This window comes from Bifidobacterium mongoliense DSM 21395, from assembly GCF_000741285.1.
GTDB classification, from domain to species: Bacteria; Actinomycetota; Actinomycetes; order Actinomycetales; family Bifidobacteriaceae; genus Bifidobacterium; species Bifidobacterium mongoliense.
Window position 1 is genome coordinate 1 of sequence record NZ_JGZE01000001.1, and the last position, 24305, is coordinate 24305.

22 protein-coding genes are annotated in these 24305 nt (G+C 65.2%); 2 read left to right on the plus strand and 20 right to left on the minus strand.

The features are described 5' to 3' along the window. Window positions 1-38: 38 nt before the first annotated feature. Entirely contained in the window at window positions 39-632 is a 594-nt protein-coding gene (locus BMON_RS00005; RefSeq protein ID WP_152595729.1) for a phosphoribosylglycinamide synthetase, read from the minus strand. Beyond that, window positions 629-1951, minus strand: coding sequence for a glutamate-5-semialdehyde dehydrogenase (locus BMON_RS00010; protein WP_033512044.1), 1323 nt, complete (start codon window positions 1949-1951; stop codon window positions 629-631). Before BMON_RS00010 ends, BMON_RS00005 begins: the two co-directional genes overlap by 4 nt. A gap of 139 nt (window positions 1952-2090) precedes the next feature. Between BMON_RS00010 and thrC the strand changes: the two genes are divergently transcribed. Then, the gene (gene thrC, locus BMON_RS00015) at window positions 2091-3578 is read left to right on the plus strand and encodes a threonine synthase (RefSeq protein ID WP_033512043.1); all 1488 of its coding nucleotides are present in this window, start codon (window positions 2091-2093) and stop codon (window positions 3576-3578) included. A 15-nt stretch (window positions 3579-3593) separates the two neighbouring features. Here the strand turns inward: thrC and BMON_RS00020 are convergent, their stop codons facing one another. The 4 genes from BMON_RS00020 to BMON_RS00035 form a co-directional block, all read right to left on the minus strand. Next, on the minus strand, window positions 3594-3998 hold the full coding sequence (locus BMON_RS00020) for a GntR family transcriptional regulator (protein WP_033512235.1): 405 nt from the start codon (window positions 3996-3998) through the stop codon (window positions 3594-3596). Window positions 3999-4164: 166 nt separating this feature from the next. Then, window positions 4165-4812: an HAD family hydrolase gene (locus tag BMON_RS00025; protein WP_184937193.1), complete on the minus strand. Its 648-nt coding sequence runs from the start codon at window positions 4810-4812 to the stop codon at window positions 4165-4167. 95 nt (window positions 4813-4907) lie between these two features. Continuing rightward, the gene (gene recN / locus BMON_RS00030) at window positions 4908-6620 is read right to left on the minus strand and encodes a DNA repair protein RecN (RefSeq protein ID WP_034885181.1); all 1713 of its coding nucleotides are present in this window, start codon (window positions 6618-6620) and stop codon (window positions 4908-4910) included. Further along, the gene (locus tag BMON_RS00035; RefSeq protein WP_051917718.1) at window positions 6613-7587 is read right to left on the minus strand and encodes an NAD kinase; all 975 of its coding nucleotides are present in this window, start codon (window positions 7585-7587) and stop codon (window positions 6613-6615) included. The genes recN and BMON_RS00035 overlap by 8 nt, the downstream gene beginning before the upstream one ends. 233 nt (window positions 7588-7820) lie before the next feature. Here BMON_RS00035 and BMON_RS00040 point away from each other — a divergent pair, with 233 nt between their 5' ends. After that, entirely contained in the window at window positions 7821-8399 is a 579-nt protein-coding gene (locus BMON_RS00040) for a hypothetical protein (protein WP_156098599.1), read from the plus strand. A 10-nt stretch (window positions 8400-8409) separates the two neighbouring features. On the opposite strand, the gene BMON_RS00045 is transcribed toward BMON_RS00040, so the two are convergent. The 14 genes from BMON_RS00045 to BMON_RS00110 all read right to left on the minus strand — a co-directional run bounded on the left by BMON_RS00045 (window position 8410) and on the right by BMON_RS00110 (window position 24292). Next, window positions 8410-9312, minus strand: coding sequence for a TlyA family RNA methyltransferase (locus BMON_RS00045; protein WP_081882700.1), 903 nt, complete (start codon window positions 9310-9312; stop codon window positions 8410-8412). Further along, window positions 9309-9479, minus strand: coding sequence for a hypothetical protein (locus BMON_RS09760; RefSeq protein ID WP_156098600.1), 171 nt, complete (start codon window positions 9477-9479; stop codon window positions 9309-9311). Before BMON_RS09760 ends, BMON_RS00045 begins: the two co-directional genes overlap by 4 nt. Beyond that, window positions 9476-10519, minus strand: coding sequence for an HAD-IIA family hydrolase (locus BMON_RS00050; RefSeq protein ID WP_033512039.1), 1044 nt, complete (start codon window positions 10517-10519; stop codon window positions 9476-9478). The genes BMON_RS09760 and BMON_RS00050 overlap by 4 nt, the downstream gene beginning before the upstream one ends. Window positions 10520-10532: 13 nt before the next feature. Continuing rightward, complete coding sequence (locus tag BMON_RS10275) at window positions 10533-12830, minus strand: helicase (RefSeq protein ID WP_420307189.1); 2298 nt, start codon at window positions 12828-12830, stop codon at window positions 10533-10535. Between the two features lie 76 nt (window positions 12831-12906). After that, the gene (gene tyrS / locus BMON_RS00065; protein ID WP_051917671.1) at window positions 12907-14265 is read right to left on the minus strand and encodes a tyrosine--tRNA ligase; all 1359 of its coding nucleotides are present in this window, start codon (window positions 14263-14265) and stop codon (window positions 12907-12909) included. A 124-nt stretch (window positions 14266-14389) separates the two neighbouring features. Continuing rightward, entirely contained in the window at window positions 14390-15877 is a 1488-nt protein-coding gene (gene argH, locus BMON_RS00070; RefSeq protein WP_033512034.1) for an argininosuccinate lyase, read from the minus strand. 69 nt (window positions 15878-15946) lie between these two features. Further along, window positions 15947-17203 (minus strand): argininosuccinate synthase, encoded by a 1257-nt coding sequence (locus BMON_RS00075; protein WP_184937179.1) that lies wholly within the window; start codon window positions 17201-17203, stop codon window positions 15947-15949. A 58-nt stretch (window positions 17204-17261) separates the two neighbouring features. Beyond that, window positions 17262-17807: an arginine repressor gene (locus BMON_RS00080; protein WP_033512032.1), complete on the minus strand. Its 546-nt coding sequence runs from the start codon at window positions 17805-17807 to the stop codon at window positions 17262-17264. A gap of 4 nt (window positions 17808-17811) precedes the next feature. Then, a complete protein-coding gene (gene argF, locus BMON_RS00085) occupies window positions 17812-18777 on the minus strand; it encodes an ornithine carbamoyltransferase (RefSeq protein ID WP_033512030.1) in 966 nt (321 codons plus the stop codon). Window positions 18778-18851: 74 nt separating this feature from the next. Continuing rightward, window positions 18852-20207 carry an acetylornithine transaminase gene (locus BMON_RS00090; protein WP_081882702.1) on the minus strand — a complete coding sequence of 452 codons (1356 nt, stop codon included), beginning with the start codon at window positions 20205-20207 and terminating at the stop codon, window positions 18852-18854. After that, entirely contained in the window at window positions 20194-21153 is a 960-nt protein-coding gene (argB, locus tag BMON_RS00095; RefSeq protein ID WP_033512028.1) for an acetylglutamate kinase, read from the minus strand. Before argB ends, BMON_RS00090 begins: the two co-directional genes overlap by 14 nt. A 36-nt stretch (window positions 21154-21189) precedes the next feature. Next, the gene (argJ, locus tag BMON_RS00100) at window positions 21190-22359 is read right to left on the minus strand and encodes a bifunctional glutamate N-acetyltransferase/amino-acid acetyltransferase ArgJ (RefSeq protein ID WP_033512026.1); all 1170 of its coding nucleotides are present in this window, start codon (window positions 22357-22359) and stop codon (window positions 21190-21192) included. Next, complete coding sequence (gene argC, locus BMON_RS00105; RefSeq protein WP_033512025.1) at window positions 22356-23447, minus strand: N-acetyl-gamma-glutamyl-phosphate reductase; 1092 nt, start codon at window positions 23445-23447, stop codon at window positions 22356-22358. Before argC ends, argJ begins: the two co-directional genes overlap by 4 nt. Before the next feature lie 128 nt (window positions 23448-23575). Beyond that, window positions 23576-24292: a hypothetical protein gene (locus BMON_RS00110; RefSeq protein WP_033512023.1), complete on the minus strand. Its 717-nt coding sequence runs from the start codon at window positions 24290-24292 to the stop codon at window positions 23576-23578. Between the last annotated feature and the right edge of the window lie 13 nt (window positions 24293-24305).

Here is a 24305-nt window from a genome sequence, read left to right on the forward strand (position 1 = left end):
GCCGGCGTCGGGCCGTGCGGCGGGCGTGCCGTCGACCGTCATCGGGCCGCACCGTCCATACCACTCGCCGTGTTCGCCCCGCCCGCATCGTTCGCCTTCTGGCGTTCACGCTGCTCGTCGGCATGCTCGGTCTGTTCCTCGAACGTCTCGACGGTGGGTTCGATGTCCTGCGAATCGATCTTTCCCATGTCCTCGTCCCACTCCTCCTGCACCACGCGGCTGATCTCCGCGAATGTGGGCAGCGGGAAATCGGGTTGGTACAGCCGCCGGATCTGCGCCACGCAGTCCGTGACGCGTTCGAGTATGTCCGTCATGGGATCGATGTTGCCCGCGGCCTCCTGGCGGCTGAACACATGGATATGCCCCTCCATGATGTCCATGAGGCGCGTAACGGTCTCGTACTCTTCGTCGCCCAGGTCGCGTACCTCGGCGGAATCATGTTCGGGCCATCCGATGAGTACCGCATCGGCGTATTCGAGCGTGGCCCGCTCGGTGGCCGTGGCGATGCCGTCCTCGATCTGGACCATGAACACGTATCGCACGATGCTGAGCCGTTCGGCCGCGATTTTGAGCGCGAGCCTGCGGTCCGTGACGTCGATGCCGCGATCCGCAGCCAGTTTCAGATCCTTCATGCGCGCACCTGCCCCATGCCGTATCCGATCCATTTCGTGGTCGTCATCTCGCGCAGGCCCATGGGTCCGCGGGCGTACATCTTCTGCGTCGAAATACCCAGTTCCGCGCCGAAACCGAACACCCCTCCGTCGGTGAAGCGCGTCGATGCGTTCACCATGACCACGGCGGAGTCGATGCGTGTGGTGAACCGTTCGACCGCGGAGTAGTCCTCCGCGATGATCGCCTCGGTATGACCCGTGGAATGGCGGTTGATATGCGCGATGGCGTCGTCGAGCGAATCGACGACCTTGACCCCCATGATCAGGGCCAGGTACTCGGTGTCCCAGTCCTCCTCGGTGGCATGACGCAGCTCGACGGGGACGCCGCTGTCATGGATGATGCCATACGCCGCATCGTCGGAACGCAGCTGCACGCCGGCCTCGCCCAAGGCCCGCGCCACGATCGGCAGGAACCCCGCGGCAGCATCACGATGCACGATGAGCTTCTCTGCGGCGTTGCACACGCCCACGCGCTGCGTTTTGGCGTTGATGACGATCGGCACGGCCTTGTCGAAGTCGGCGCTGGCATCGATGTAGATGTGGACGTTGCCGGCCCCCGTTTCGATGACGGGCACGGTGGCGTGGCGCACGACGGATTGGATGAGGCCGGCACCGCCGCGGGGCACCAGGACGTCGACATGCCCGCGGGCTCGCATCATGGAGTCGGCGCCGGGCCTGCCGAACGCATCAACGGACGAGACCATGTTCGGATCGGCGCCATGCGCCCGCAGCGCGGCATGGACGACCTCCAGGATGGCCTCGTTCGTGTGTCGCGCGGCATGCCCGCCGTACAGGACCACGGCGTTGCCGGATTTGAGGCACAGCGAAGTCACGTCGACGGTGACGTTGGGCCGAGCCTCGTAGATCATGCCGATCAGCCCCATGGGCACCCGCACCTGATTGAGGCGCAGACCGTCCTCCAGGGTGTAGCCGCGCACGACCTCGCCTATGGGATCAGGCAGGGAGGCGACGTGCCGCACGCCCTGGGCCGCGTCGGCGATGCGGGGTGCGTCGAACCGGAGACGGTCGAGCTTGCCCGCATCCATGCCGTCCTTGGTGGCGGCCGCCATATCCACGGCGTTGGCGCGTGCGATGTCAGGAGCGCCATCGACCAGCGCGGCGGCGATCGCCATCAGCAGTTCGTTCTTGTATGCGGTATGGGCCCTGGCCACGGTGGCACCCGCCGCCGATGCGGCGTCGCATCGCGCGCAGACCCGCGCGAACACGTCGCCATCCACACCCTGCGCGACTCCGACTTCGGTTTGATCCTCTTGCGTCATAGGCCACAGTCTACCGCAGGACATGGCCTCGCACCGGGTGCAACGCCCGTCCGTGAACTCCCCTTGCCCACTCGTACCGGTAGAATCGTGGTCGAACGCCGGCCATACCGCCGGCACCGCACGAGGGTAAGGACGAGACGTGAACACCTTCCACAGCACACGAAGCACCGACGAGATGCTGACGGCGAGGCAGGCGATCCGCCGGGGACTGGCCGCCGACGGCGGCCTGTACGTCAGCGATGCCATCACCGAACACCGGATCGACGTCGCCTCCCTGGTCGGCGCCCCGTACCAACGTATCGCCGCAACCGTGCTCGGCGCGCTCCTGCCGGACTATGACGAGGCGGAACTCGCGCAATGCATCGCCGAAGCCTATGGCGAACAATGGTCCGACCCGGCCATCACCCCGCTCAAACCACTGGGCGACGACTACGTCCTGGAATTGTTCAACGGACCGACGAGTGCGTTCAAGGACGTCGCGCTGCAGATGCTCCCCCGCCTCATGTCCCGCACCGCCACGAACGCCAAGGAACGCGACGAGAGGATCATGATCCTCACCGCGACATCCGGAGACACCGGCAAGGCGGCGCTGTCGGGCTTCGCCGACGTGCCCGGCACCGGCATCACCGTCTTCTACCCCCAGGGCAAGGTCAGTCCCGTGCAGAAACTGCAGATGACCACCCAGTCGGGCTCCAACGTCACCGTCGCGGCCGTGCGCGGCAACTTCGACGACGCCCAGAGCGCGGTCAAGGCCATCTTCGCCGACCATGAGCAGGCCCGCCGCCTGGCCGACGAGCACCATGTCGTGCTCTCCTCGGCCAACTCCATCAACATCGGCCGTCTCGCGCCCCAGGTCGTGTATTACTTCGCCGCATACTGCCAGCTGGTCGAGCGTGGGGACGTATCCGTGGGCGACGGCGTCGAATTCTGCGTCCCGACGGGCAACTTCGGCGATGTGCTGGCCGGTTACTACGCCAAAATGCTGGGGCTGCCGGTGAAGCACCTCATCGTGGCCAGCGACCGCAACAAGGTCCTCTTCGATTTCCTGACCACGGGGACCTACGACCGCAAGCGCCCCTTCTACCAGACGATTTCGCCCTCGATGGACATCCTCGTATCCTCGAACCTCGAACGGATGCTCTACTACATGGCCGACCGCGACACCCGTCTCGTGAACATGATGATGAACGATCTGGCCGAGGAGTACGTCTTCGAGACGCCGACCCCGCTGCTCGATAAGATCCGGTCCCTCTTCGGCTGCGGTTGGGCCGACGAAACTCAGGTACGCGAAGCCATCGGCTCCTGCTGGAACGACCACCACTACGTCATCGACCCGCATACCGCCTGCGGCTACTTCGTCATGCAGCGCATACCGCGCGACCCCGCCACGCCCCGCGTGCTCCTGAGCACAGCCAGCCCCTACAAGTTCCCCCGTGCGGTGAGCGAATCGCTTGGATTGGACACCACGGGCACCGACTTCACATGCATGGATACGCTCGCGAAGGCAACCGGCACCACTGCCCCGAAGGCGTTGCGCGATCTCGAATGGGCGAGCGAGCGATTCGACACGGTCATCGACATCGACCATATGGGCGAACTGGTCTCCCGGGCCGCCGCACACCTCTGATCTCAGCAGGACGGGTCAGGATTCGGCGCGTCCGGACGGCGGCGCCGGCGCGGCATCGTAACTCGTCTCGAGCATGCCCAGAAGATCCAGCAGCCCAATGCCACCATCCTTCGCCAGCCCGCTGGCCTGTGCCAGCAACCCCTTGATGCGACGCTCCGCCGAACGGCGCATGATTCGATTGCCCCGCGGCATCACGAACGACCCCTTGCCCTGGACGTTGCGGACCAGGCCCTCCTCGGCGAGCCGCGCATAGGCCTTGCTCACGGTGAGCACCGATACATGCAGCCTGCGCGCGGTCTCGCGCAATGAGGGCAGCGCCTGTCCGGACGCAAGTTCGCCGGACAGGATCGCGGCGCGGATCTGCCGCGCGATCTGTTCGTAGATCGCGGTTCCCGAGGTCTTCGAGATACTCAGTCGCATGTCCACCTCCGTCATCGTAATGTTATACACGACAGTTAACAGTACGATAACTGTATTATACATATCTATAACAGTGGGTCTTCCGACGAGTCGCGATATGACACGGGAAACCACGGGGCGACAACACCGTATCGGCCGTCGGAACAACACCGACCATCGGCTTGCCTCACAGTATCCTGGGGGCTCCCAGGAAGTCGAACAGCACGCCGTCCGCGACGTCGCTTATCGCAGGCCATTCCCTGTCCGATGAGTCGTCATGCATGGCCCATACCTGCATGCCGATCGATTTGGCGGCCTTCATCCCCGTGAGCAGATCCTCGAACACCGTGCAGGATTCCGCCTCGACCCCCATCCGGGACGCCGCCAGGCGGTAGACGTCAGGCGATGTCTTGCCCGCACCGCCTGCTTCCTCGACATCGCATACCACATCGAAGTACGGAGCGATGCCGGTATGCTCCATCGCGGGACCGCGCAAGGCCGGCGGCAACGAAGTCGCGACCGCCAAGCGGGCGCCGGTGGTTTTGAGGTACCGCAGGTATTCGATGGCGTGCGGCTTGGTCTCCACGACCGTGCCGTAGGCGTGTGCCGCCCGGCTGTTCCATTCCGCCATCAACGCCTCGGGAGTATCGTCGAGCTGGAACCGGTGGATGGTGTATTCCGCGATCTGCCGGAACTCCATGGCGGCGACCTTGGCACCGTAATCATCGGGCACCGCGAAGCCGCGGGCGTGCAGGAAGTCGGCGTCCACCTGATCCCAGACCCCCATGGAGTCCAGCAACGTACCGTCCAGATCGAAGATCGCACCCTTGCCCAGATTCACCAGTTCCGTATCCTGCACCATCTCAATGCCCTTCTGTTAGACGTCGTGTTCCATTAGCGAGGTCACCTCGGCCACCTCGGCCACCACACCTATCCATCGAGGTCGCTCGCCCTGATGAGCTCCCGCGCATGCTCCAGGGAGGTGCGCGATTCGCTGCCCGACAACATCCGGGCGACCTCCCGTACCCGAGACTCGCCGGAGACCTCGGCCACGGCCGTGACGACGCCGTCGCCCTCGTCGCGTTTGCTCACGACGAATTGGGCGTCGGCCCACGAGGCGACCTGCGCCAGATGGGTCACGACGATGACCTGCGCGTGGCGAGACAACCGTGCAAGCCGCCGGCCGAGCTCGACCGCGGCCTTGCCTCCGACCCCGGCATCGACCTCATCGAAGATGAAGGTGACGGCCGACGCCTCGGGCCGCTGTGCCGCGGCGGACAATTCCAACGCCAGCATCAACCGGCTCAGCTCACCGCCTGAAGCACTGCGTCCCATCGACAACTGCGGGCCCGGGGAACGGGTGAAGAGGAAGGCGATGTCATCGCGCCCATGCGCATCGAGCGACTCCCGGCCAGTGCCGGAACGCGTCTCCACCCGGACCTCGAGATGGGAACCAGCCATGGCGAGCGCCTCGAGCTCTCGCCCGACCTGTTCCGACAACACCCGGGCAGCCCTGCGCCGCGCGGCACTCAGGGCATCGGCACACCGCAGGGCCTCGCGGTGCAACTGCACACGCCGCTCCTCAAGCGCGGAGACCTTCTCGGGTGAGGCATCGAGATCCTCGACCTCGAGAATCGCCTTGTCACGCCACGCGATCACGTCCTGCAGATCCGGCCCCCAGCTGCGGGTGAGTTCGGCCAGCGCATGAATGCGGGCGTTGAGCCCGTCGAGGTCGTCGACTTTGGGTTCGTCCTCAGACTCTTGGGCCAGCGAGAACACGATGTCGCTCAGATCGGCGTTGAGCGAGTCGAGACGGTCCGCGGTCTGGGCGAATACGCCATCGAGATGAATGGAACGCAATGCCTGGGACGCATGGGTGATGAGATCGATCGCCCCCTGTTCCCCGGTGTCGACGTCGATCTGCGAGGAATCCAACGCACCCAACGCGCCCTCGACACCTTGCGAAATCTGTGTGGCGTGTTCGATGCGGGCGCGCTTCTCCTTCAGTTCGACATCCTCACCGGGTTCCGGATCGACCGCGTTGATCCGGTCGATGGAATCGCGGAGGTAATCGGCACGCTGCCGTACCGACGCCTCCTGGGTGCGCAGCCGGGCCAGACGGTCATCTACTTCGCGCAACGCATCCCACGCCGCACCGTAGGCACGCAGCTCGTCGTCATCCCCGGCCACCATGTCGAGGAACTCCCGTTGTTTCGCTTCGGCGGCGATCCTGAGCTGATCGGACTGGCCGTGTATCGTCACCAACTCGCCGGCGATATCGGCGAGCACGGAGCGCGGCACACTGCGCCCTGAGAGCATGGCCCGGGAACGGCCCGACGCGGGTACGGTACGCGTAAGAAACAGCTCATCGTCATTCTCCTCGAGCACGGCCCCCGCCTCGCGGGCTATGCTCGCGGCCTCGCCGTCCGGGGCGACGGCGAAGACCCCCTGGACCCACGACTGCTTGGCGTCGCCGCGCACCAGGCCGGTCGAAGGGGTCTGACCTGAAATGAGTCGTATCGCATTGAGCAGCATGGATTTACCGGCTCCGGTCTCACCGGTGATGGCGGTCATGCCCCGGGCCGGAGCGAGCAGGGCGTGATGGATCGGCCCCAGATCGCGTACCTCAAGCTCCTCAAGCATGGCGCTCCCCCTGGCCCGTCACATCCGAACCGGAACCCGAACCGAAGTCGACGGCCGAACCGGGCCCAGAATCGCTGCGCAGGCGGGTCTTGGCGTGATCCTGCTCGCGCCATCCCACCACGGGAAGATTGAACTTCGAGACCAGACGGTTGGTGAACGGCACCCCGGAGAGCCTCGCCAAATGCAGCGTGTCGTGGGATTCGCGAATCTCCAGGCGCGTGCCTCGGGGCACCTCACGATAGCGCCTGCCGTCGCAGCAGACCCACCCGTTGGATACCGACCCTTCCAACACCTCAAGGGAGAAGGTCGACCCGGCGCCGATGATCAGCGGGCGTGAGAACAGGGTATGGGCCGCGATGGGAACCAGCTGCAGCGCCTGGACATTGGGCCAGATCACCGGGCCACCGGCCGAGAACGCATAGGCGGTCGAGCCGGTCGGCGTGGAGACGATCATCCCGTCGCAGGAGAACGAGTTCATGGCGACGCCATCCACCCGCACCGACAGTTCGATCATCTTGCCGCGCTCCGCGGTCTCGAGGGTGATGTCATTGAGCGCCCAGTCCGTGATGGGCGTCTTGGCCCCGGGCAACCAGATGTCGACGTGCGCGACCATGCGTTCGTCGATGGAGTAATCGTGGTCGGCGATGCGCCGTATGGCCTCGCTCATCTGGAAGCTCTCGAATTCCGCCAGAAAACCGACATGGCCCAGATTGATGCCCAGAATCGGCACGTCGGTGCAGTAGATGAGCTCGGCTGCCCGCAGAATCGTGCCGTCACCGCCCAGGACGACGACGATCTCGGTATTGGGCTCCACCGATTCCGTCTTCTCCCCCAACGCCGGCGCGGTGCTGTTGTCGATGACCGAAACGTCAAACCCGGCGACGACCAACTGTTCGATGGCGTCGGAGACCACGCCTTGCTTCCGTAGACCAGGATGCGTCACCACCACGGCATGCCGACTGCCCATCATCTTCGCCCCGTTTCCGCGACACCGTCCATCGCGGTTCCATCCTAGCCGAACGCCGCGCCGACTCCCAGTGAGATGAACGAGGTCGGAGCCGAACATCGCGCCCATGGCGAGGTACACCCATGAGCCGCACGACAACGAGCATCTGCAGGTTCCTGCAGATAAGACACCATGACCTTCGACGATATGAGATAACGGAATGGTCCGACGTGGATGAACGGTCGGGAGGACGCATGGGCATTCATCTCACATCGTCCGGTGGAACGGTACGCCCCGGATCCTACGGTCTGCTCACGCTCTATGGCGAGCACACCTTGGGCCATGGCGTGCGGTTCGAACGCATGGTGCTTCGGGGCACCGCGCACATGCGCGGCGGCACGGCCGGGGAGATCGACTGCGACGCGGGGAACATCGTGTGTGCCGGCGAGATGCGGGCGAAATCCCTACGTGGGCAAGGATGCCTGCGCGTCAGCGGTGACGCGCATTGCGGCGTATTGGATTTCGTGGGCGATGTCGATGTCGACGGGACCGTGCGATGTTCGGGGGATGTCAGACTCGTGGGCACGTTGAACGCCCACACGGTGAGCGCGTGCGACCTCGGCATCGAGGGTACGGTGCACGCGGATCGGATCACCGGTCGACGCGTCACCATCGCACCCTTCGAGTCGACGTTGCTTGCCCGTCACGGCATCACGCGGTATACGGACCCGAGCGTCGTGGAAACCGTGGACGGATCGACGGTTCGCGTGTCCGGATTGCGGTGTCAACGACTGTGCGGCACGGTGGTGGATGTCGGTGCGAATGCGACGTAGAACACATCGTCTATCGGGAGGATTGCCACATCGCCTCGTCGGCCTCGGTGTCACGCATGTCGAAGGAATGGTCCGAGGAATCCCGTCCACGCCGCCGCGCGTAGAGCAGATACTCGACGTTGCCCATCGTTCCCTCAATCGGGGACGGGGCGGTGCCGAGCACGTCGAGATCATGGTCCCGTGCGCAGGCGACCACGCGATCGAGGGCCCCTTGCCGCGACGCCGGATCGACCACGATGCCGTGCTTGCCTAGATGCCCCTTGCCGACCTCGAACTGTGGCTTGACCAACAGGACCACATCGGCGCCGTCGCGGGCGATACGTGATATCACGGGTATGACGTAGGTCAGGGAGATGAAAGAGACGTCGGAGACGACCATCTCGGGCAGAAACGGCAGCATCGCCGCATCGACCTCCCGAATGTTGACTCCGCTCATCTCGATGATGCGCGGATCATTGGCGATGCGGCCATCAAGCTGACCGTGCCCGACATCAAGAGCGATGACGCGCCGCGCGCCATGGCGCAGCAACACATCACAGAACCCCCCGGCGGAAGCCCCGATGTCCAGGCAGGTCAGCCCCTCGCCGGATCGCAGACCACAATCTTCAAAGGCCGCGAAGGCGCCGAGCAGCTTGTAGGCGCCCCGCGACACGTAATCGTCACCCGCCCGGACGCTCAACGTATCGGCGGCCGTGACCGAAGTCGATGGCTTGCCCACACGTCGACCGCCCAGCATGACCCGTCCCTCTCGAATCAACGCCTGGGCCTTGGTTCGTGACGGTGCCAGTCCCCGATCCACCAGAGCCCGATCGGCCCGTACTCCCCGTCGGTCGTGATCCGCACCATCACCGGCATGCGGGTCCTGTGACCACCCGGTGGTGCGATCACCGCGTGGCGCACGTGCGTCGTTCATGCCCGCTCGCCATCTAGGTCATGCCGAAGCTGTTCCAGCGCTTCAGCATAGGCATGCACCAGCGCGTCATCATCCATGTCCCCACGTCGGACAAGCTGGGGAAAGCGCTTGAGCGTACCGCCGTCATCGGTCGGCTCATCCGCCGGGGCGGTTCCCTCACCGGTCATCGCGCGAACGCCTCGCCATGAAATTCCGGCAGGCTCCACCCACCGGCGTCACCGGCGTCGCGATGTTCCCACAGCAGACAGCAGGCGGCGCGGAGCGCATCGAGGTCGTCCTCGGCACTGACTTCGACCGCATCGCCGCGCAGTCGAGCCCACGCCTCACGACAGCCCCACATGGCCTCGTCGACGCGATGCGGCGTCGGCTGCGCATCCTGCAAGCCGCGCAGATCACGCACGATGTAGGTCGGTCGATATTCAGGTGCCGCAAGTATGAGTTCCCGAGGATTGGTCACGCCGGTGAGCACGGCCATCGAATCATAGCCGCCACGGTTGCCGGCCTCGATATCGGTGTCCAACCGATCGCCGATGGCCAGGCAGCGTTCCTTGGGAACGGGCTCCTCGCCTTCGGCGGCGAGCACACGCGCCTCGTCATACATCGCCGACTCGGGCTTGCCCGCGGAGGCGACCGGCTCCACGCCCGTCGCCTCGATGACCGCCCGGATCATCGCGCCGCAACCCGGGGCCATGCCCCATTCCCGCGGCAGGGTGAGATCACGATTCGTGACGAAGTAGCGTGCGCCGTGTTCGACGGCGTTCGACACCTCGGCCAGTTCCCGCCAGGTGAGGCCCGGGTGCCACCCCTGGATCACCGCCTGCGGATCACTGGCCGCGTCATCGACGACGGTAAGGCCCTGCGACTGTACCTCCTGACGAAGATGCTCGGCGCCCAGCACCAGCACACGCGACCCAGGCTCGACATGCCGGGCCACCATACGCGCCGCGACCACCGCCGAGGTGATGATCTGCGTGGGATCGACCGTGAGACCGAATCCGCGCAGTTGATCGGCGACGACACGTTGGAACCGCGAGGAGTTGTTGGTCGTATACTGCACGAACAGCCCCGCGCGTTCGGCGGTACGGATGCTTTCGGCGGCGTGCTCGACCGGATCCTTGCCGCGGTAGACCACGCCATCGAGATCAAGCAAAGCCAGCCGATAGGCCCGCTCAAGCGGCTCGGTCGTGCCGGCGAGGAAGGCATGCATGCGGCTACTCCCCCTACTCATTCGTTACGGATGAAGCATCAGCCGTAGCGGAGGTATCGGTGCCCGGAGTACTCTCGACGGGATCGTCCGTTGCGGCCATTGGGGCCGTCGATGCGTCGGATACCGCCGATTCGGACTGGGCCGAATCGGCGGCCTCAGGATCGGAGGTCTCTGTATCGGAGTTTGCGGTATCGGACTCGGAGGCAGCGTCATCATGAGATACGTTGTCCTCTTGGGATACGGCGGCCTCATTGGATGCGGTTGCGACGTCGGAATCGCCTGACTGCGCCGGCGAATCGGCGGCATCATGAGCTGCGGCGTCGCCGGCATCATGAGTCTCACCATCAGCCGCGCCATTGGCCACATCATCAGACGAACCATCAGACGAATCATCGTCATTCGTGGATACTGCCGGTTCGCCGGATCGTTCCTCCTCGACGGATTCCTCGGTCTCCCTGCGCTCTTCGGGTGCGTACCGCGCGTCATCCCAGCTGATACCGGCCTTCTCAAGCACCGCGCTGGGCAGCTCCTCGAGGTCGTAATCGATGACCACGTCATCGCTCGTCTCGTCCTCGTCATCCTCGGCATACTGGTTCTCGAGCTCATCAAGCGTGGGATCGAGATCCGCGGCCTTCTCTCCCTGACCGGATTCCTCGAGGAAATACTGCTCGGCCTGAATGGCGCGCATGCGGTAGGCACCGGGGAGTCCCCGCGTGTCCGCGAGCCTGTCGACGACGTCGATGGCCTTGCCCCACAACTCGAGATCGCCGAGCGCCCCCGCGTAAACGAGGAACATCTCGGCCTTCGCCTCGCCTTCCAGCGCCTTGCCCTCATCCGACGTCGCCATGGCAATGGCCTTCTTGGGGTCGCCCAGGCCACGTTCGCAATCGGCGATGAACGGCAGATAATCCGGGAATCCGTTCATGCGATGGGCGGTGCGGAACTCACGCAGCGCCAGCTTGTAGTCACCCTGACGATAGGCGATGAATGCGAGGGTCTCGCGGCTGAAATCGATTCGGGAGGCCTGGCGGGCCACCCACTTCGCGTGCTCCAGCGCCGCCGCGGGATCGTCCTCTTCAAGCGTGTACGCCGCCAGAATGTGCAGACCGATGTTCTCGGCATGCTCCTTGGACAGACCCCTCAGACGCTCTTTCTCATCCTTGGACAGCATGGACCACTCCATGCCACGGGGCATTCTCGGTTCATCCGGACGCCGGTTCGTGTACGGGTTCTGGGACGGGAAGGATATGGTCCCGTCGGAGTTGCGCCGCGGTTCACTGACGAACTCGGCACGTCCGTCGTTATGCCGCTGATCGCGGTCATCTCGCCTGAATCCACCCCGATCGCCGCCACGTCCACGACGGTCGTCGTGATACCGGCGCTCGGACGGGCCTGCGTCACGGCGGAACTCCCGACGATCGCCGCCACGGTCGTCACGATGGAAGTCACGGCGATCACCACGGTCTTCGGAACGATGGTCGCGATCGAACCGGCCGTGACCATGGGATCCCTCGCGGCCTTTACCGCCGCGATCATCCTGACGGTCGTCGCGCCGATAGCCGCCACGGCGATCATCACGATGGAAGTCACGGCGATCATCACGATGGAAGTCACGGCGGTCGTCACGATGGAAGTCCCTATGACCGCCATTACCGCCACGGCCTTCCGACCTGCGATCGTCGCGATGGAAGTCACGACGATCACCACCGCGATCGTCACGATGGAAATCACGGCGATCACCACCGCGATCGTCACGACGATAGCCGCCACGGCGATCATCACGATGGAAATCGGGACGCCCCTCGCCACCGCGGTGGTCGTCACGATGGAAGTCCCGACGATCTCCACGGTGGAAGTCCTTGCGATCGTCACGGCGCTGACCGTGTCGGTCATCGCGATGGAACGCGGGACGTCCCGAACCATCACGATCCTGATGTCGGTCATCGCGATGGAAATCGCGGCGATCGTGATGCTGATACCGGGGATTGTCGCCGTCACGATGCCCGTGGAAGTCGGACCGCCCCTCATGGGACCGGCCGAACCCGTGGCCGTCATGGCGCGCCTGACTGTGGTCCCCGTCCTCGCGGCGACGATCGTGACCCTGATAGCCACCCTGGTGACCGCCTTCGGAACGACGGTCATCACCAAAGCGACGTCCGCTGCCGCCTCTGCCTCCGGAACGCGAGAATCCGCCCCGACCGCCACGACCGCCACGACCAGGGCCGCCCGACCGCGATCCGCCGTGGCCCGATCCGTAGGAGCCTTCCGAACGTCGTCCGCCCTGCTCTCGTCCGCCTTGTTCTTCTGCCATCATCATTCCTTACATTGTGTTCTTGCCCGCGCGTCATACCTCACGTCGAGCCCGTCTTATCTACCTGCGTCTATCGTCATCGCATCCTCGGATCCGACAACGTCATGCCGAGTCCTCGCCGCTGGACGACGCCAAGCGCCTTCTTGCCACGCCGGATCAGAGCGAACCTCCCATGGAGGAAGTCCGTGTCGCCCAACACCCGATCGGTGTCCTGCACCCGCTCGTTGTTCAGGTATACGCCACCGGACGCTATGGTCTTGCGCGCCTCGGAGAGTGAGCGGAACAATCCGGCGGCCACGCCCGCCTCGGTAACCCGCTCATCGGGTTCAGCCGAAGCGAACACCCGAACACCCGTGCCGTCGTCCACTTTCAGCCCCTCGATCGCCGCCCCGAGCGTGTCCTCGTCGATGCTGGCGAGATCGCCGCCCCGGCCGAACAAAGCCGTCGATGCGTCGATCGCCGCCCGAGTGGCGACCTCGCCGTGCACAAGACTGGTGACCTCCCATGCCAAGGCACGCTGACCGGCCCTCGCGCCGGGGTTCTGCGCCGTTTCGCGAGAGAGACGTTCGATCTCCGTGCGCGGCAGGAACGTGAACACCTTCAGCAGTTTGGACATCTCGTCGTCGGGCTGGTTGATCCAGAACTGATAGAACCGATAGACGCTGAGCATCGTCGGATCGAGCCAAATCGCATTGCCCTCCGACTTGCCGAATTTCTTGCCTTGACTGTCGGAGATGATCGGGCTGGTGAACACACTCACGTCGACGCCGCGGACCTTGTGGATGAGCTCCATGCCGGAGGTGAGGTTGCCCCACTGATCGGAACCGCCCAGCTCCACCATGCAACCGAAATCGTCGTGGAGATGCAGGAAATCATTGCCCTGCAGGACCTGATAGCTGAATTCGGTGAACGAGATGCCTTCCTCGGAGTTCAGCCGGCGCGAAACGACGTCCTTGGCGAGCATCGTGCCCAAGCGGAAATGCTTGCCGACGTCGCGCAGGAAGTCGATGACGCTCATGTCCTTGACCCAGTCGTAATTGCTCACGAACCTCGTGGGATTATCACCGTCGGTCTCGAGGATTCCGCCGATCTGACACTGAAGCCGCTGCGCCCACGCGGCCACGACATCCTTCGGATTCAACGTCCGCTCACCGCTCTGCCGAGGGTCGCCGATCAGACCCGTGGCGCCGCCGACCAGGGCGATCGGATGATGCCCGGCGGCCTGCAGATGCCGCATGATGATGAGCTGCACGAGATTGCCCACATGCAGCGACGCGGCCGTCGGATCGAATCCGCAATAGAAGGAGATGGGGTCGCCGTTGAGCCTCTTCGCGAGTTCGACGGGGTCGGTGGACTGTGAGATAAGTCCGCGCCACTGCAGCTCATCGAAGAGAGATTCGAATCCCGCCTGCCTGAAATCGGTCACCTGCGCCATATACCTAAGCATCTCCCTATCCAATTGTGTCGTTCGGCGATATGCAAACTCCCTTAGTTTCGCAGGACATCACGACACCGACGCCAACTCCCGACCCATACCCGCAGGCGTCGGGAGCGCGTTCCTATCGCAGGCTGGAAGGTGCCTTGTACGCCGTGCCGTCGCTGATCGATGACGCGAACGCGGACAGCGGCGCAATGGCGTCGACGGCGGACTCGATCTGTTCGGCTACGCGTTCAGGCGCGGTGCCGCCTTTGCCGTTGCGGGCCGAGACCGACCCGCTGGTGGAGAGCACCTCATGCACCATCGGTGCACGGTCGGTCGGAACGAAATCATGGAAGATGGTCCGGAAGTCATCGTCGGACAGATCCAAGAGTTCAACGCCTCGCGATTCGGCGGTTTTGACGCAGGCGCCGGACAGTTCATGGGCATGACGGAACGGCACGCCCTGCTTGACGAGCCACTCCGCGATATCCGTGGCCAGGGCGAATCCGGTGGGAGCCTCGCTCTCGAGTCGCTCACGGTGGAAGACCATGGTGCGCACCATCCCCGCGAAGGCGGGCATGACGACCTCGAGGGTGTCGACCTGGTCGAACACCGCCTCCTTGTCCTCCTGAAGATCGCGCGCGTAGGCGGTGGGCAGGCCCTTAAGCGTGGCCAGCAGCCCCGTCAGATCGCCGATGAGGCGCCCCGCCTTGCCGCGGGTCAACTCGGCGATGTCGGGATTCTTCTTCTGCGGCATGATCGACGATCCGGTCGAATAGGCGTCATCCAACGTGACGAACCCGAATTCCTGCGAGTTCCATATGATGATCTCCTCGCTGAGGCGACTCAAATCGACGCCGATCATCGCGGCGATGAACGAGAACTCCGCGGTGGTGTCACGGCTCGAAGTGCCGTCGATCGAATTGTCCACGACCTTGGAGAAGCCCAACTCCTTCGCCACGGCCTGAGGGTCGAGTCCGAGGGTGTTGCCCGCCAGTGCACCGGAACCGTAGGGGCTTTCGTCGATACGGGCATCCCAATCGACCAGACGGCGCAGATCCCGGATCAACGACCAAGCGTGGGCCATGAGCTGATGCGCGAGCAGGACGGGCTGGGCGTGCTGCATATGGGTGCGGCCGGGCATGGCCACATCCCCGGCCCGGCGCGACTGCTCGATGATCGCCGCAACGACGTCCAGCGTCAGTCCCGCGACGACGCGTGCGTGACGACGCAGCCACATACGGATAAGCGCCGCGATCTGATCGTTGCGCGAGCGGCCGGCGCGGAGCTTGCCGCCCAGTTCGTCCCCCGCGATGGCCAGGAGACCACGCTCGAGCGCCGTGGCCTCATCCTCGTCGTCCTCGTCCGGTGCAAACCGACCGGAATCGACCTGGCGCTGCAACTCGTCGAGGCACTCCTCCATCCTCGAGAGTTCCTCCGTGCTGAGCAGCCCGGCGCGCCCGAGCGCTCGCGCGTGGGCCCGGGAGCCGGCGATGTCGTCGTCGGCGAGTCTCCAGTCGAACTGCGTCGACTTGGACAAACGCGCCAACTCGGCGGAGGGTCCCGATGTGAAACGGCCTCCCCACAAGGCCAGATGCTCGGGGGTGGACGATGATGCGCTCGCCATGACGGTACTCCTTAGCTGGTGTGCGCCGGGTATGGGCCGGCGCACCGATGAACAGGGCTGACGGCCGCCTCAGCGGACGTCGCGGTCGGGCACTTCGATGCCGTTGCCGAACTTCACGTCGCGGGCCGCCGCGACCTTGCTCGGCAGGCCGTAGATCTCGATGAATCCGTTCGACGCGCCCTGATCGAAGGTATCGCCCGAATCATAGGTCGCCAGCTTGTAGTCGTACAGCGAAGTATCGGAGCGACGGCCGGTGACCACGGCGCGGCCGGCGTGCAAGGTCATGCGGATCTCACCGGATACATACCGCTGCGTGTCCTCGATGAAGGCGTTGAGCGAACGCACCGCCGGGGAGAACCACTGGGCGTCGTAGACCAGCTCGGCCCAGCGCTTGTCGATGTCGCGCTTGATGCGGTGCTGCTCGCGTTCCAGGCAGCAGTTCTCGAGTTCGTTGTGCGCGGTGATGAGTGCCACGGCACCGGGCGCTTCGTACAGTTCGCGCGACTTGATGCCGACCAGACGGTCCTCGATCAGATCGATGCGCCCGATCCCCTGGGCGCCGGCGCGGCGGTTCATCTCCTCGATGGCCTGCAGAGGGGTCACGGCGCGGCCGTCGATGGCCACCGGGATGCCCTGGCGGAACTCGATGACGACCTCGTCGGCGACCGGCGGGAACTCCGGGTCGTCGGTGTACGCATAGCAGTCCTTGGTGGGACCGTTCCACGGATCCTCGAGGAACCCGGTCTCGATCGCGCGTCCCCAGACGTTCTGATCGATCGAATACGGGCTTTTCGCGGTCTGCACGATCGGCAGCTGGTGCTCGTTGGCGAATTGGATCTCGACGTCACGCGTGAGCGACAGGTCCCGGATGGGGCTGATGGCCTTCAGCGTCGGGTCGATCGATTGGATGGAGACCTCGAAGCGGACCTGGTCGTTGCCCTTGCCGGTGCAGCCATGGGAGATCGTATCGGCGCCGAACTGATGGGCGGCCCTGACCAGATGCTTGGTGATGAGCGGACGGGAAATGGCCGAGACCAACGGGTAGACGCCCTCGTACATGGCGTTCGCCTTGAGGGCCAGCATGCAGTACTCGCTGGCGAACTCCTCGCGGGCGTCGACCACGTAGGCCTCCACGGCCCCGCAGTCCAGCGCACGCTGCTTGATGGTCTCCAGGCTCTCGCCGCCCTGGCCGACATCAAGGGACACGGCGACGACGTCCTTGCCGGTGCGCTCCTTGAGATAGGAGATCGCGACGGAGGTGTCCAACCCGCCGGAATAGGCCAGTACAATACGGTTCTTATCGCTCATCTTCAGCCTTTCGTTCATACAATGTCTTAATTATATACAATACCCTGCATAAATATGCAATCGGTGCGGCGCCCGCTCATTTCGCCCGCGAGGCCACACCCAGCATCCACTGGGAGAAATCCCTCGCGATGTCGTCCTCGGCGCACACGAGCATGACGGTATCGTCCCCCGCGATGCTGCCGAGGATAGCGTCGAGCGGCTGGCGGTCGATGACGCTGGCCACATACTGGGCGGCGCCCGACGGGGTGTGCACCACGATGAGGTTGTGGGCGTGCGCCACCGATACGACCAGACCCGAAAGCACCTTCGACAGCTGCTGCTCGGCGCGGGCCATGGCGTCGACGTGGTCGCGCTGCTCATCCGGCGCGGGATCGCGCTCGGCCTCGGCGGGTTCCAGGGCGTACGCCATCGTGCCATCCGCCAGCCGGGCCTTGCCCGCATTGATCTCGTCGAGATCGCGGCTCAGGGTCGCCTGAGTGACGTCGATGCCTTCGTCGGCGAGGATGGTGGAGAGCTGGGATTGCGAGGTGACGATATGGGACATGAGCGCCTGCTCGATGGCGCTCAGACGCGCGGCCCTCGTGGCGGGCCGCTGCAGTCTCGATTCCTGATGGCTATCCATGACGTCAGGCCAGCAGACCCTCGTCGCCACGCTGCACGCCGATGAGCCAGGTCAGCAGGGCCTTCTGCGCATGCAGGCGGTTCTCCGCCTCATCCCAGACCACCGATTGGGCGCCGTCGATGACCGAGGCGGTCACCTCCTTGCCACGGTAGGCGGGCAGGCAATGCTGGAACAGCGCATCGGGCTTCGCCAGACCCATGAGCTCGTCGTTGACCTGATACGGGGTGAACGGCTTGGACCGTATGGCGTATTCGGACTCCTCCCCCATCGACACCCAGGTGTCGGTGAAGACGCAGTCGCTGCCGGCCACCGCCTCACGCGGATCGGTGGTGACCAGGATGGAGCCGCCGTTGTCCGCGGCGATCCGCTGCGCATCGGCCACGATGACCGGGTCGGGCAGATACCCCTGAGGTCCGGCCACGCGCACGTGCATGCCTGCCACCGCACCGGCCAGCAGGTAGGAGTTCGACATGTTGTTCGCGGCATCGCCGAGGTAGGCGATGGTCTTGCCTTCCAGCGCGTCGACACCGCCACGCATCTGGGCGATGGTCAGGAAGTCGGCAAGCACCTGGCACGGGTGGAACTCGTCGGTCAGGGCGTTCACGACGGGCACGGTCGCATACCGGGCCATCTGCTCCACGCGGTCCTGACCATAGGTGCGCCACACGATTGCCGACGCCATGCGGGTGAGTACGCGCGCGGTGTCCTCGACGGGTTCGCCGCGCCCCAACTGGGAGCCCGACTTGTCGATGACCAGCGGGTATCCGCCGAGCTCCGCCACGCCGATGGAGAAGCTCGAACGGGTTCGGGTGCTGGGTTTATCGAAGAGGACGGCGACGGCCTGCGGTCCTTCGAACGGCCTCTTGTAGAAGCGGTCGGAGCGGAAGCGCATACCCAGACGCAGAATCGCCTTCTGTTCCTCGTGGTTGATGTCGTCGTCACGCAGCATGTGCCGCAGCTGTCCTGTCATGATATGTTCCTCACTTGTCGATCGTCGTGGTTGTCCGTGGATGTGATGTGTGTATGCGCGCCATCCCCGGCACTCTAGTCGTCGACCAGGTCGTCGGGGATGGCGTTGAGTATCGAGAGGGCCTCGTCGACGTCCGCTTCGCTCACGATGAGCGGCGGCGCGATGCGTAGCGCGCCGGGCGCGACCGCATTGACGATGAGCCCGTGGTCCAGCGCCCAGCGCATGGCGGCGTGGGCGCAGGGATGCGACAGCTGAATGGCGAGCAGCAGTCCCTGCCCGCGGGCGTAGTCGAGCAGCGGATTGGTCGATTCGGCGATGCCGCGCCTGATCTGCGCGCTGCGCGCACGGGCGTTGGCCAGCAATCCCTCGTCCTCGATGGCGCCAAGGGTGGCGAGCGCCGCCGCCGCCCCCAACGGGTTGCCCGCGAAGGTCGAGCCATGCGATCCCGGCGTGAACAGAGCGCTGAGCTTCGAGCCGAAGGCGATCAGCCCACCCATGGGGAATCCCGAACCCACGCCTTTGGCGAAGGTGATCGCATCGGGGATGATGCCGCCTGACAACGCGGGACACTGGAACGCGAACCATTGGCCGGTGCGACCGATGCCCGTCTGCACCTCGTCGACGATCATGAGGGCGTTATGGGCGTCGCACATCCGTCGCACCGCGGCCACGTAGTCGGCACCGAGGGGTCGCACACCAGCCTCCCCCTGGATGAGTTCGAGGATCACCGCGGCGACCGGCCCCTTGCCATAGCGCCCCTGACCGGTCTGGGCGAAGGCCTCGAGCATGGCCACCCTATCGCCCGCTTCGACGAATTCGACGGCGGGCAGCAACGGCTCGAACGGCGTTCTGATGACGGGCTTCCAGGTCGCGCTCAGGGCACCGAGGGTACGGCCGTGGAACCCGTGCGTCAGCGCGATGATCCTCGCGGGCTTGCCCCCCATGGCGGGCAATGCGCCCGGCAGGGTCCGCCCGTAGAGCCGTGCCAGCTTGAGCGCCGCCTCGTTCGCTTCGGCTCCCGAATTACCGAAATACACATGTGACCCCTCGGGCGCGCCCGCCAGGGCGATGAGCTTCTCGGCGAGTTGGATCTGCGGCTTGGTGGCGAAGTAGTTGCTCGTGTGGGCGACCTTCGCCGCCTGTTCGCTCACGGCCTTGACCCATGCCGGATGGGCGTATCCCAGAGCGTTGACGGCGATGCCGGCGAGGAAATCGAGGTATTCCCGTCCGTCGACGTCCCACAGCCGGGTGCCGGAGCCATGGTCCATGACCCGCAGAGGAATCCCGAACACGTTCATGTGCACGCGCGAGTATTCATCGAGCCAGTGCTCGTCCTGCGCTTCCGAAGGCGCCGATGCGGACACCGACCCCGTTGCGCGATCCCGATCGGCCGCGAGCCGGCCGCCGTCGGTGACATCATGCTGTGACATATGTATTCCTCATTTCCATGCCCGAACCCGGCACGACCATGGTGCCGATGCCCGATGTCGTATAGATCTCGTTGAGTATCGAATGCGGTTTGCGCCCGTCGATGATATGGGCCTGTTGCACGCCGCCATCCAGGGCGCGGACGCATGCCTCCATTTTCGGCCTCATCCCGGACTGGAGTTCGGGCAGCATGTCACGCAGCGTCTCCACCCCGATGCTGCCGACCAGCGAATTCCTGTCGGGCCAGTCCGCGTACATGCCGTCGACATCCGTGAGGATGATGAACTTGCGGGCGCCGAGCGCCGCGGCGAGCGCGGCAGCGGCGGAATCCGCGTTCACGTTGAGCACCTCGGTGGCGTCGGACTCGTTGGGCGCCACCGACGAGACCACGGGGATGCGGCCGGCGACGACGAGATCCTCCACGGCGGAGGCGTCGACGCCCACGACATCACCGACCAACCCGATGTCGGTGCGCCGTCCGTCGATCACCGGGGTGCGCTGGGCGGCGGAGAAGAGACCGCCGTCCTCGCCGGACAGCCCCACCGCGAATGGCCCATGGGCGTTGATCAGGCCGACGAGCTCACGTGAGACCTTGCCGGTGAGTACCATGCGGACCACGTCCATGGCTTCGGGCGAGGTGACGCGCAGGCCTCCACGGAACTCGGAGGAGATGCCCAGCGCCTTGAGCATATGGGAGATCTGGGGGCCTCCGCCGTGCACGACGACGGGATGCATGCCCACCTGACGCAGAAAGACCATGTCCTCGGCGAAGCAGGTCTTGAGATGCTCGTCGATCATGGCGTTGCCGCCGTACTTGATCACCACGCACTGCCCCGCGAACTCCTCGAGCCATGGCAGCGCCTCGATGAGCACCTCCGCCTTCTCGTCCGCATTCAGATCGGTATGCACGTCGAGATGGTGCCCGGGGCCCTTCAGACCGCTCGTCATATTGCCAGCCTTCCGTGCTTGTTGAGGCACCGCGACTCAGGACTCATAGTCCGCATTGATATGCACGTAATCGACCGTCAGATCGTCGGTCCACACTTCGGCCCGTTGGTCACCGGCATGCAGATCGATGTCGACATGCACCTCCCGGGGCGTCATATCGACCTCGGAACGGTCGCGCCCCGGCCTGCCACCGTCGCACACCCGCACACCGTTGATGTCCACACACACCTCATCGGCCTCGAAGGCCGCGACGGCGACCGGTACCGTGCCAAGCGAGCTGACGACACGACCCCAGTTGGGATCGTTGCCGTAGATGGCGCATTTGAGCAGATTCGACGAAGCGACCGCCCGAGCGCAGGCCAGTGCGGCCTCCTCGCTGCCCGCCCCGGATACCGCGATGCGCACGTCATGGCTCGATCCTTCGGCGTCGCCGATGATCTGTCGCGCGAGGCTGGCGCACCCCTGGGCGACGAGCCGCCCGAACTCCTCGGGGTCGGGCTCCACGCCCGACGCACCGGAGGCCAGCAGGATCACCGTGTCGTTGGTCGACATGCAGCCGTCGACGTCGATACGGTTGAACGACATCTCGGCGCCCGAGACCAACGCCGCCTGCAACGCCCCGGCGGACACGACCGCGTCGGTGGTCAGTACGCACAGCATGGTCGCCAGCTGCGGGGCTATCATGCCCGAGCCCTTGACCATGCCACCGAGACGATAGCCGGAACCCTGCGCCGTGAACGTCTTGGGTGTGGTGTCGGTGGTCATGATGGCCTCGGCGGCATCGAGACCGGCCCGCTCGCCCGCATCGAGCGCGCCGTTGGCGATCCCCACACCGGCGATGATGCGATCGAGCGGCAGGAGTTCACCGATGAGCCCGGTCGAGCAGACCGCGACATCCTCGCGTCGGCAACCCAAGGCCGTCGCCGCGGCCTCGGCCGTCGAGGCCGACTGCTCGTAGCCCTCCGGGCCGGTGCAGGCGTTCGCACCACCGGAATTGAGCACGATGGCATGGGCCTTGCCGTCATCGAGGACGCCGCGGCTCCATTGCACCGGCGCCGCGCAGAAACGGTTGGAGGTGAACACCCCGGCGGCGGCCTGGAGCGGGCCGTCGTTGACGACCATGGCCAGATCCCGCTTGCTTTCCACGGCCGAGATGCCCGCCTGCACCCCCGCGGCCCTGAACCCCTGTGCATATGTCACGCTCATGGCGCCACTCCAATCGTCGTCAGTCCTTCGTCCTCGGGCAACCCCAGGGCGACATTCAAAGATTGCACGGCCTGGCCGGCCGTGCCCCGGTTGAGGTTGTCGATCGCGGCGAAGGCGAGCAGTCGGCCCGCCGGCCTATCGACGGCCACCTGCACGTCGGCGGCGTTCGACCCCAGCACATTGGCCGTGGCGGGCATCACCCCTTCGGGCAGGACGTTGATGAAGCGCTGACCATCGTAGGCCTCGACCCACGCGTGCCTGATATCCGCATCGTTCAAGGCCTTCCCCCGGTCACTGAGTTCGGCCGAGACGCAGGCGAGGATGCCGCGGGCCATCGGGACGAGCATGGGGGTGAATCCCAAAGTGAAATCGGCGGCATGGGAGGCGTCGAGACCGGCGGCATGGGCGAAGTTCTGCAGGATCTCGGGGATGTGACGGTGCACGCCGCCGACACCGTACGGCTGTGCCGAACCGAAAGCCTCAGCCGCCAACAGGTTCATACGACCCGTCTTCCTGCCCGCTCCGGAATACCCGACCGCCAGGTCGGCGACGACGCCGTGGCGTTCGATGAGGTCTTGGGCGATGCCCGGCTGCATGGCGAGCGTGGTGGCGGTGACGTTGCACCCCGGTCCGGCGATGCGCGTCACGCCGGCCAGATGCTCGCGCTGCCTGCGATAGGCGCCGTGGTCCTCGCCCACGATGAGTTCGGGCATCCCGTAGGTCCACGCGGTATGGAAATCGCCGCCGTAGAACCGGTCCCATGCCTCACGCCGCTCCAGCCGATGGTCGGCCCCCAGGTCCACCACGACGCACTCGGGATCGAGCCTCTCGGCCAATGCCCCCGATGCGCCATGCGGCAGGGCGAGTACCACCACATCGCAACCGCTCAGGTTCTCCGGCGTGGTGTCTTCGACGACCATATCCGCAAGCGGCGGTATATGCGGCATATATTCACCCAGCCGATGACCGATCGAGGAATGCCCCGTGACCCGCATGGGTTCGAATTCGGGGTGTGCGGCGAGGATGCGCAGCGCTTCTCCCCCGGCGTATCCCGTCGCGCCGGCGACGGCAACCGTGTAGTGAGCCATGCATCGCACCTTTCTCGTGGTTTCGATACCGGACAGCATACACGATATGCACTACATTGCATAACTATGCATAGATGTTCGGGCGTGGCTCCGTCGCCCCGCACCGCATCGCCCGCCCCGGGCGTGCTTCAGGCCGAGACCGACCCCGATCCGCCTTCGCCGCCCAAGAGACCGCTTTGCTGTTGCAGCCATTGCGTCAGATCGTCCATCGACACCCCCGCAAGCATCATCCACACATCCACGATGGTCACCAGCACATTGAGGATCACGGCGGCGAGGGCCAGACCGAACCCCTTCATGCGGAAGGTGCGGGTGCGCCACATGGCGATGCCACCCATGACGGCGGGCAGCACGGGGATGCTCGACAACGCGAAGACGAACGCCACGATGGCGTAGGGGTCCCAATGCCCGTACAGGGGGTTGCTCGCCGGATCATCGAGATCGATGCCGTGATACTGTCGCGGGGCCCCGCCCCGGCCAGTGCCGTCGACCCCGGAGCCATTCGGCCCAGGGCCCTTCAGTTCAGAAGCACCGTGTCCAGAAGTACTGCGTCCAGCCCCGTCGCGCGGCGCGCCGTCACATGGTCCGACCCCGTACGGGGCGGGACGCGGGGATGGGGTACGGGACGATGCGGCCCCATGGGGATCGGTCCGACTGCCGTGCGAGGCGGCCGAACCACCGTTGCGCTCGGGCGCCCCATACAGATACGGATTGTATCCGGCGGGAAGATCGCTGGCCAAAGCCCCGTATTCCGGCCTGACGCGGCGACCATACGCGGGTTGATCCGCCTGGTCGCCGCGGGACTCCGACGCGCTGTCGGACTCATGCTGCTGGGACTCGTTCATGGCTGCCTCTTCC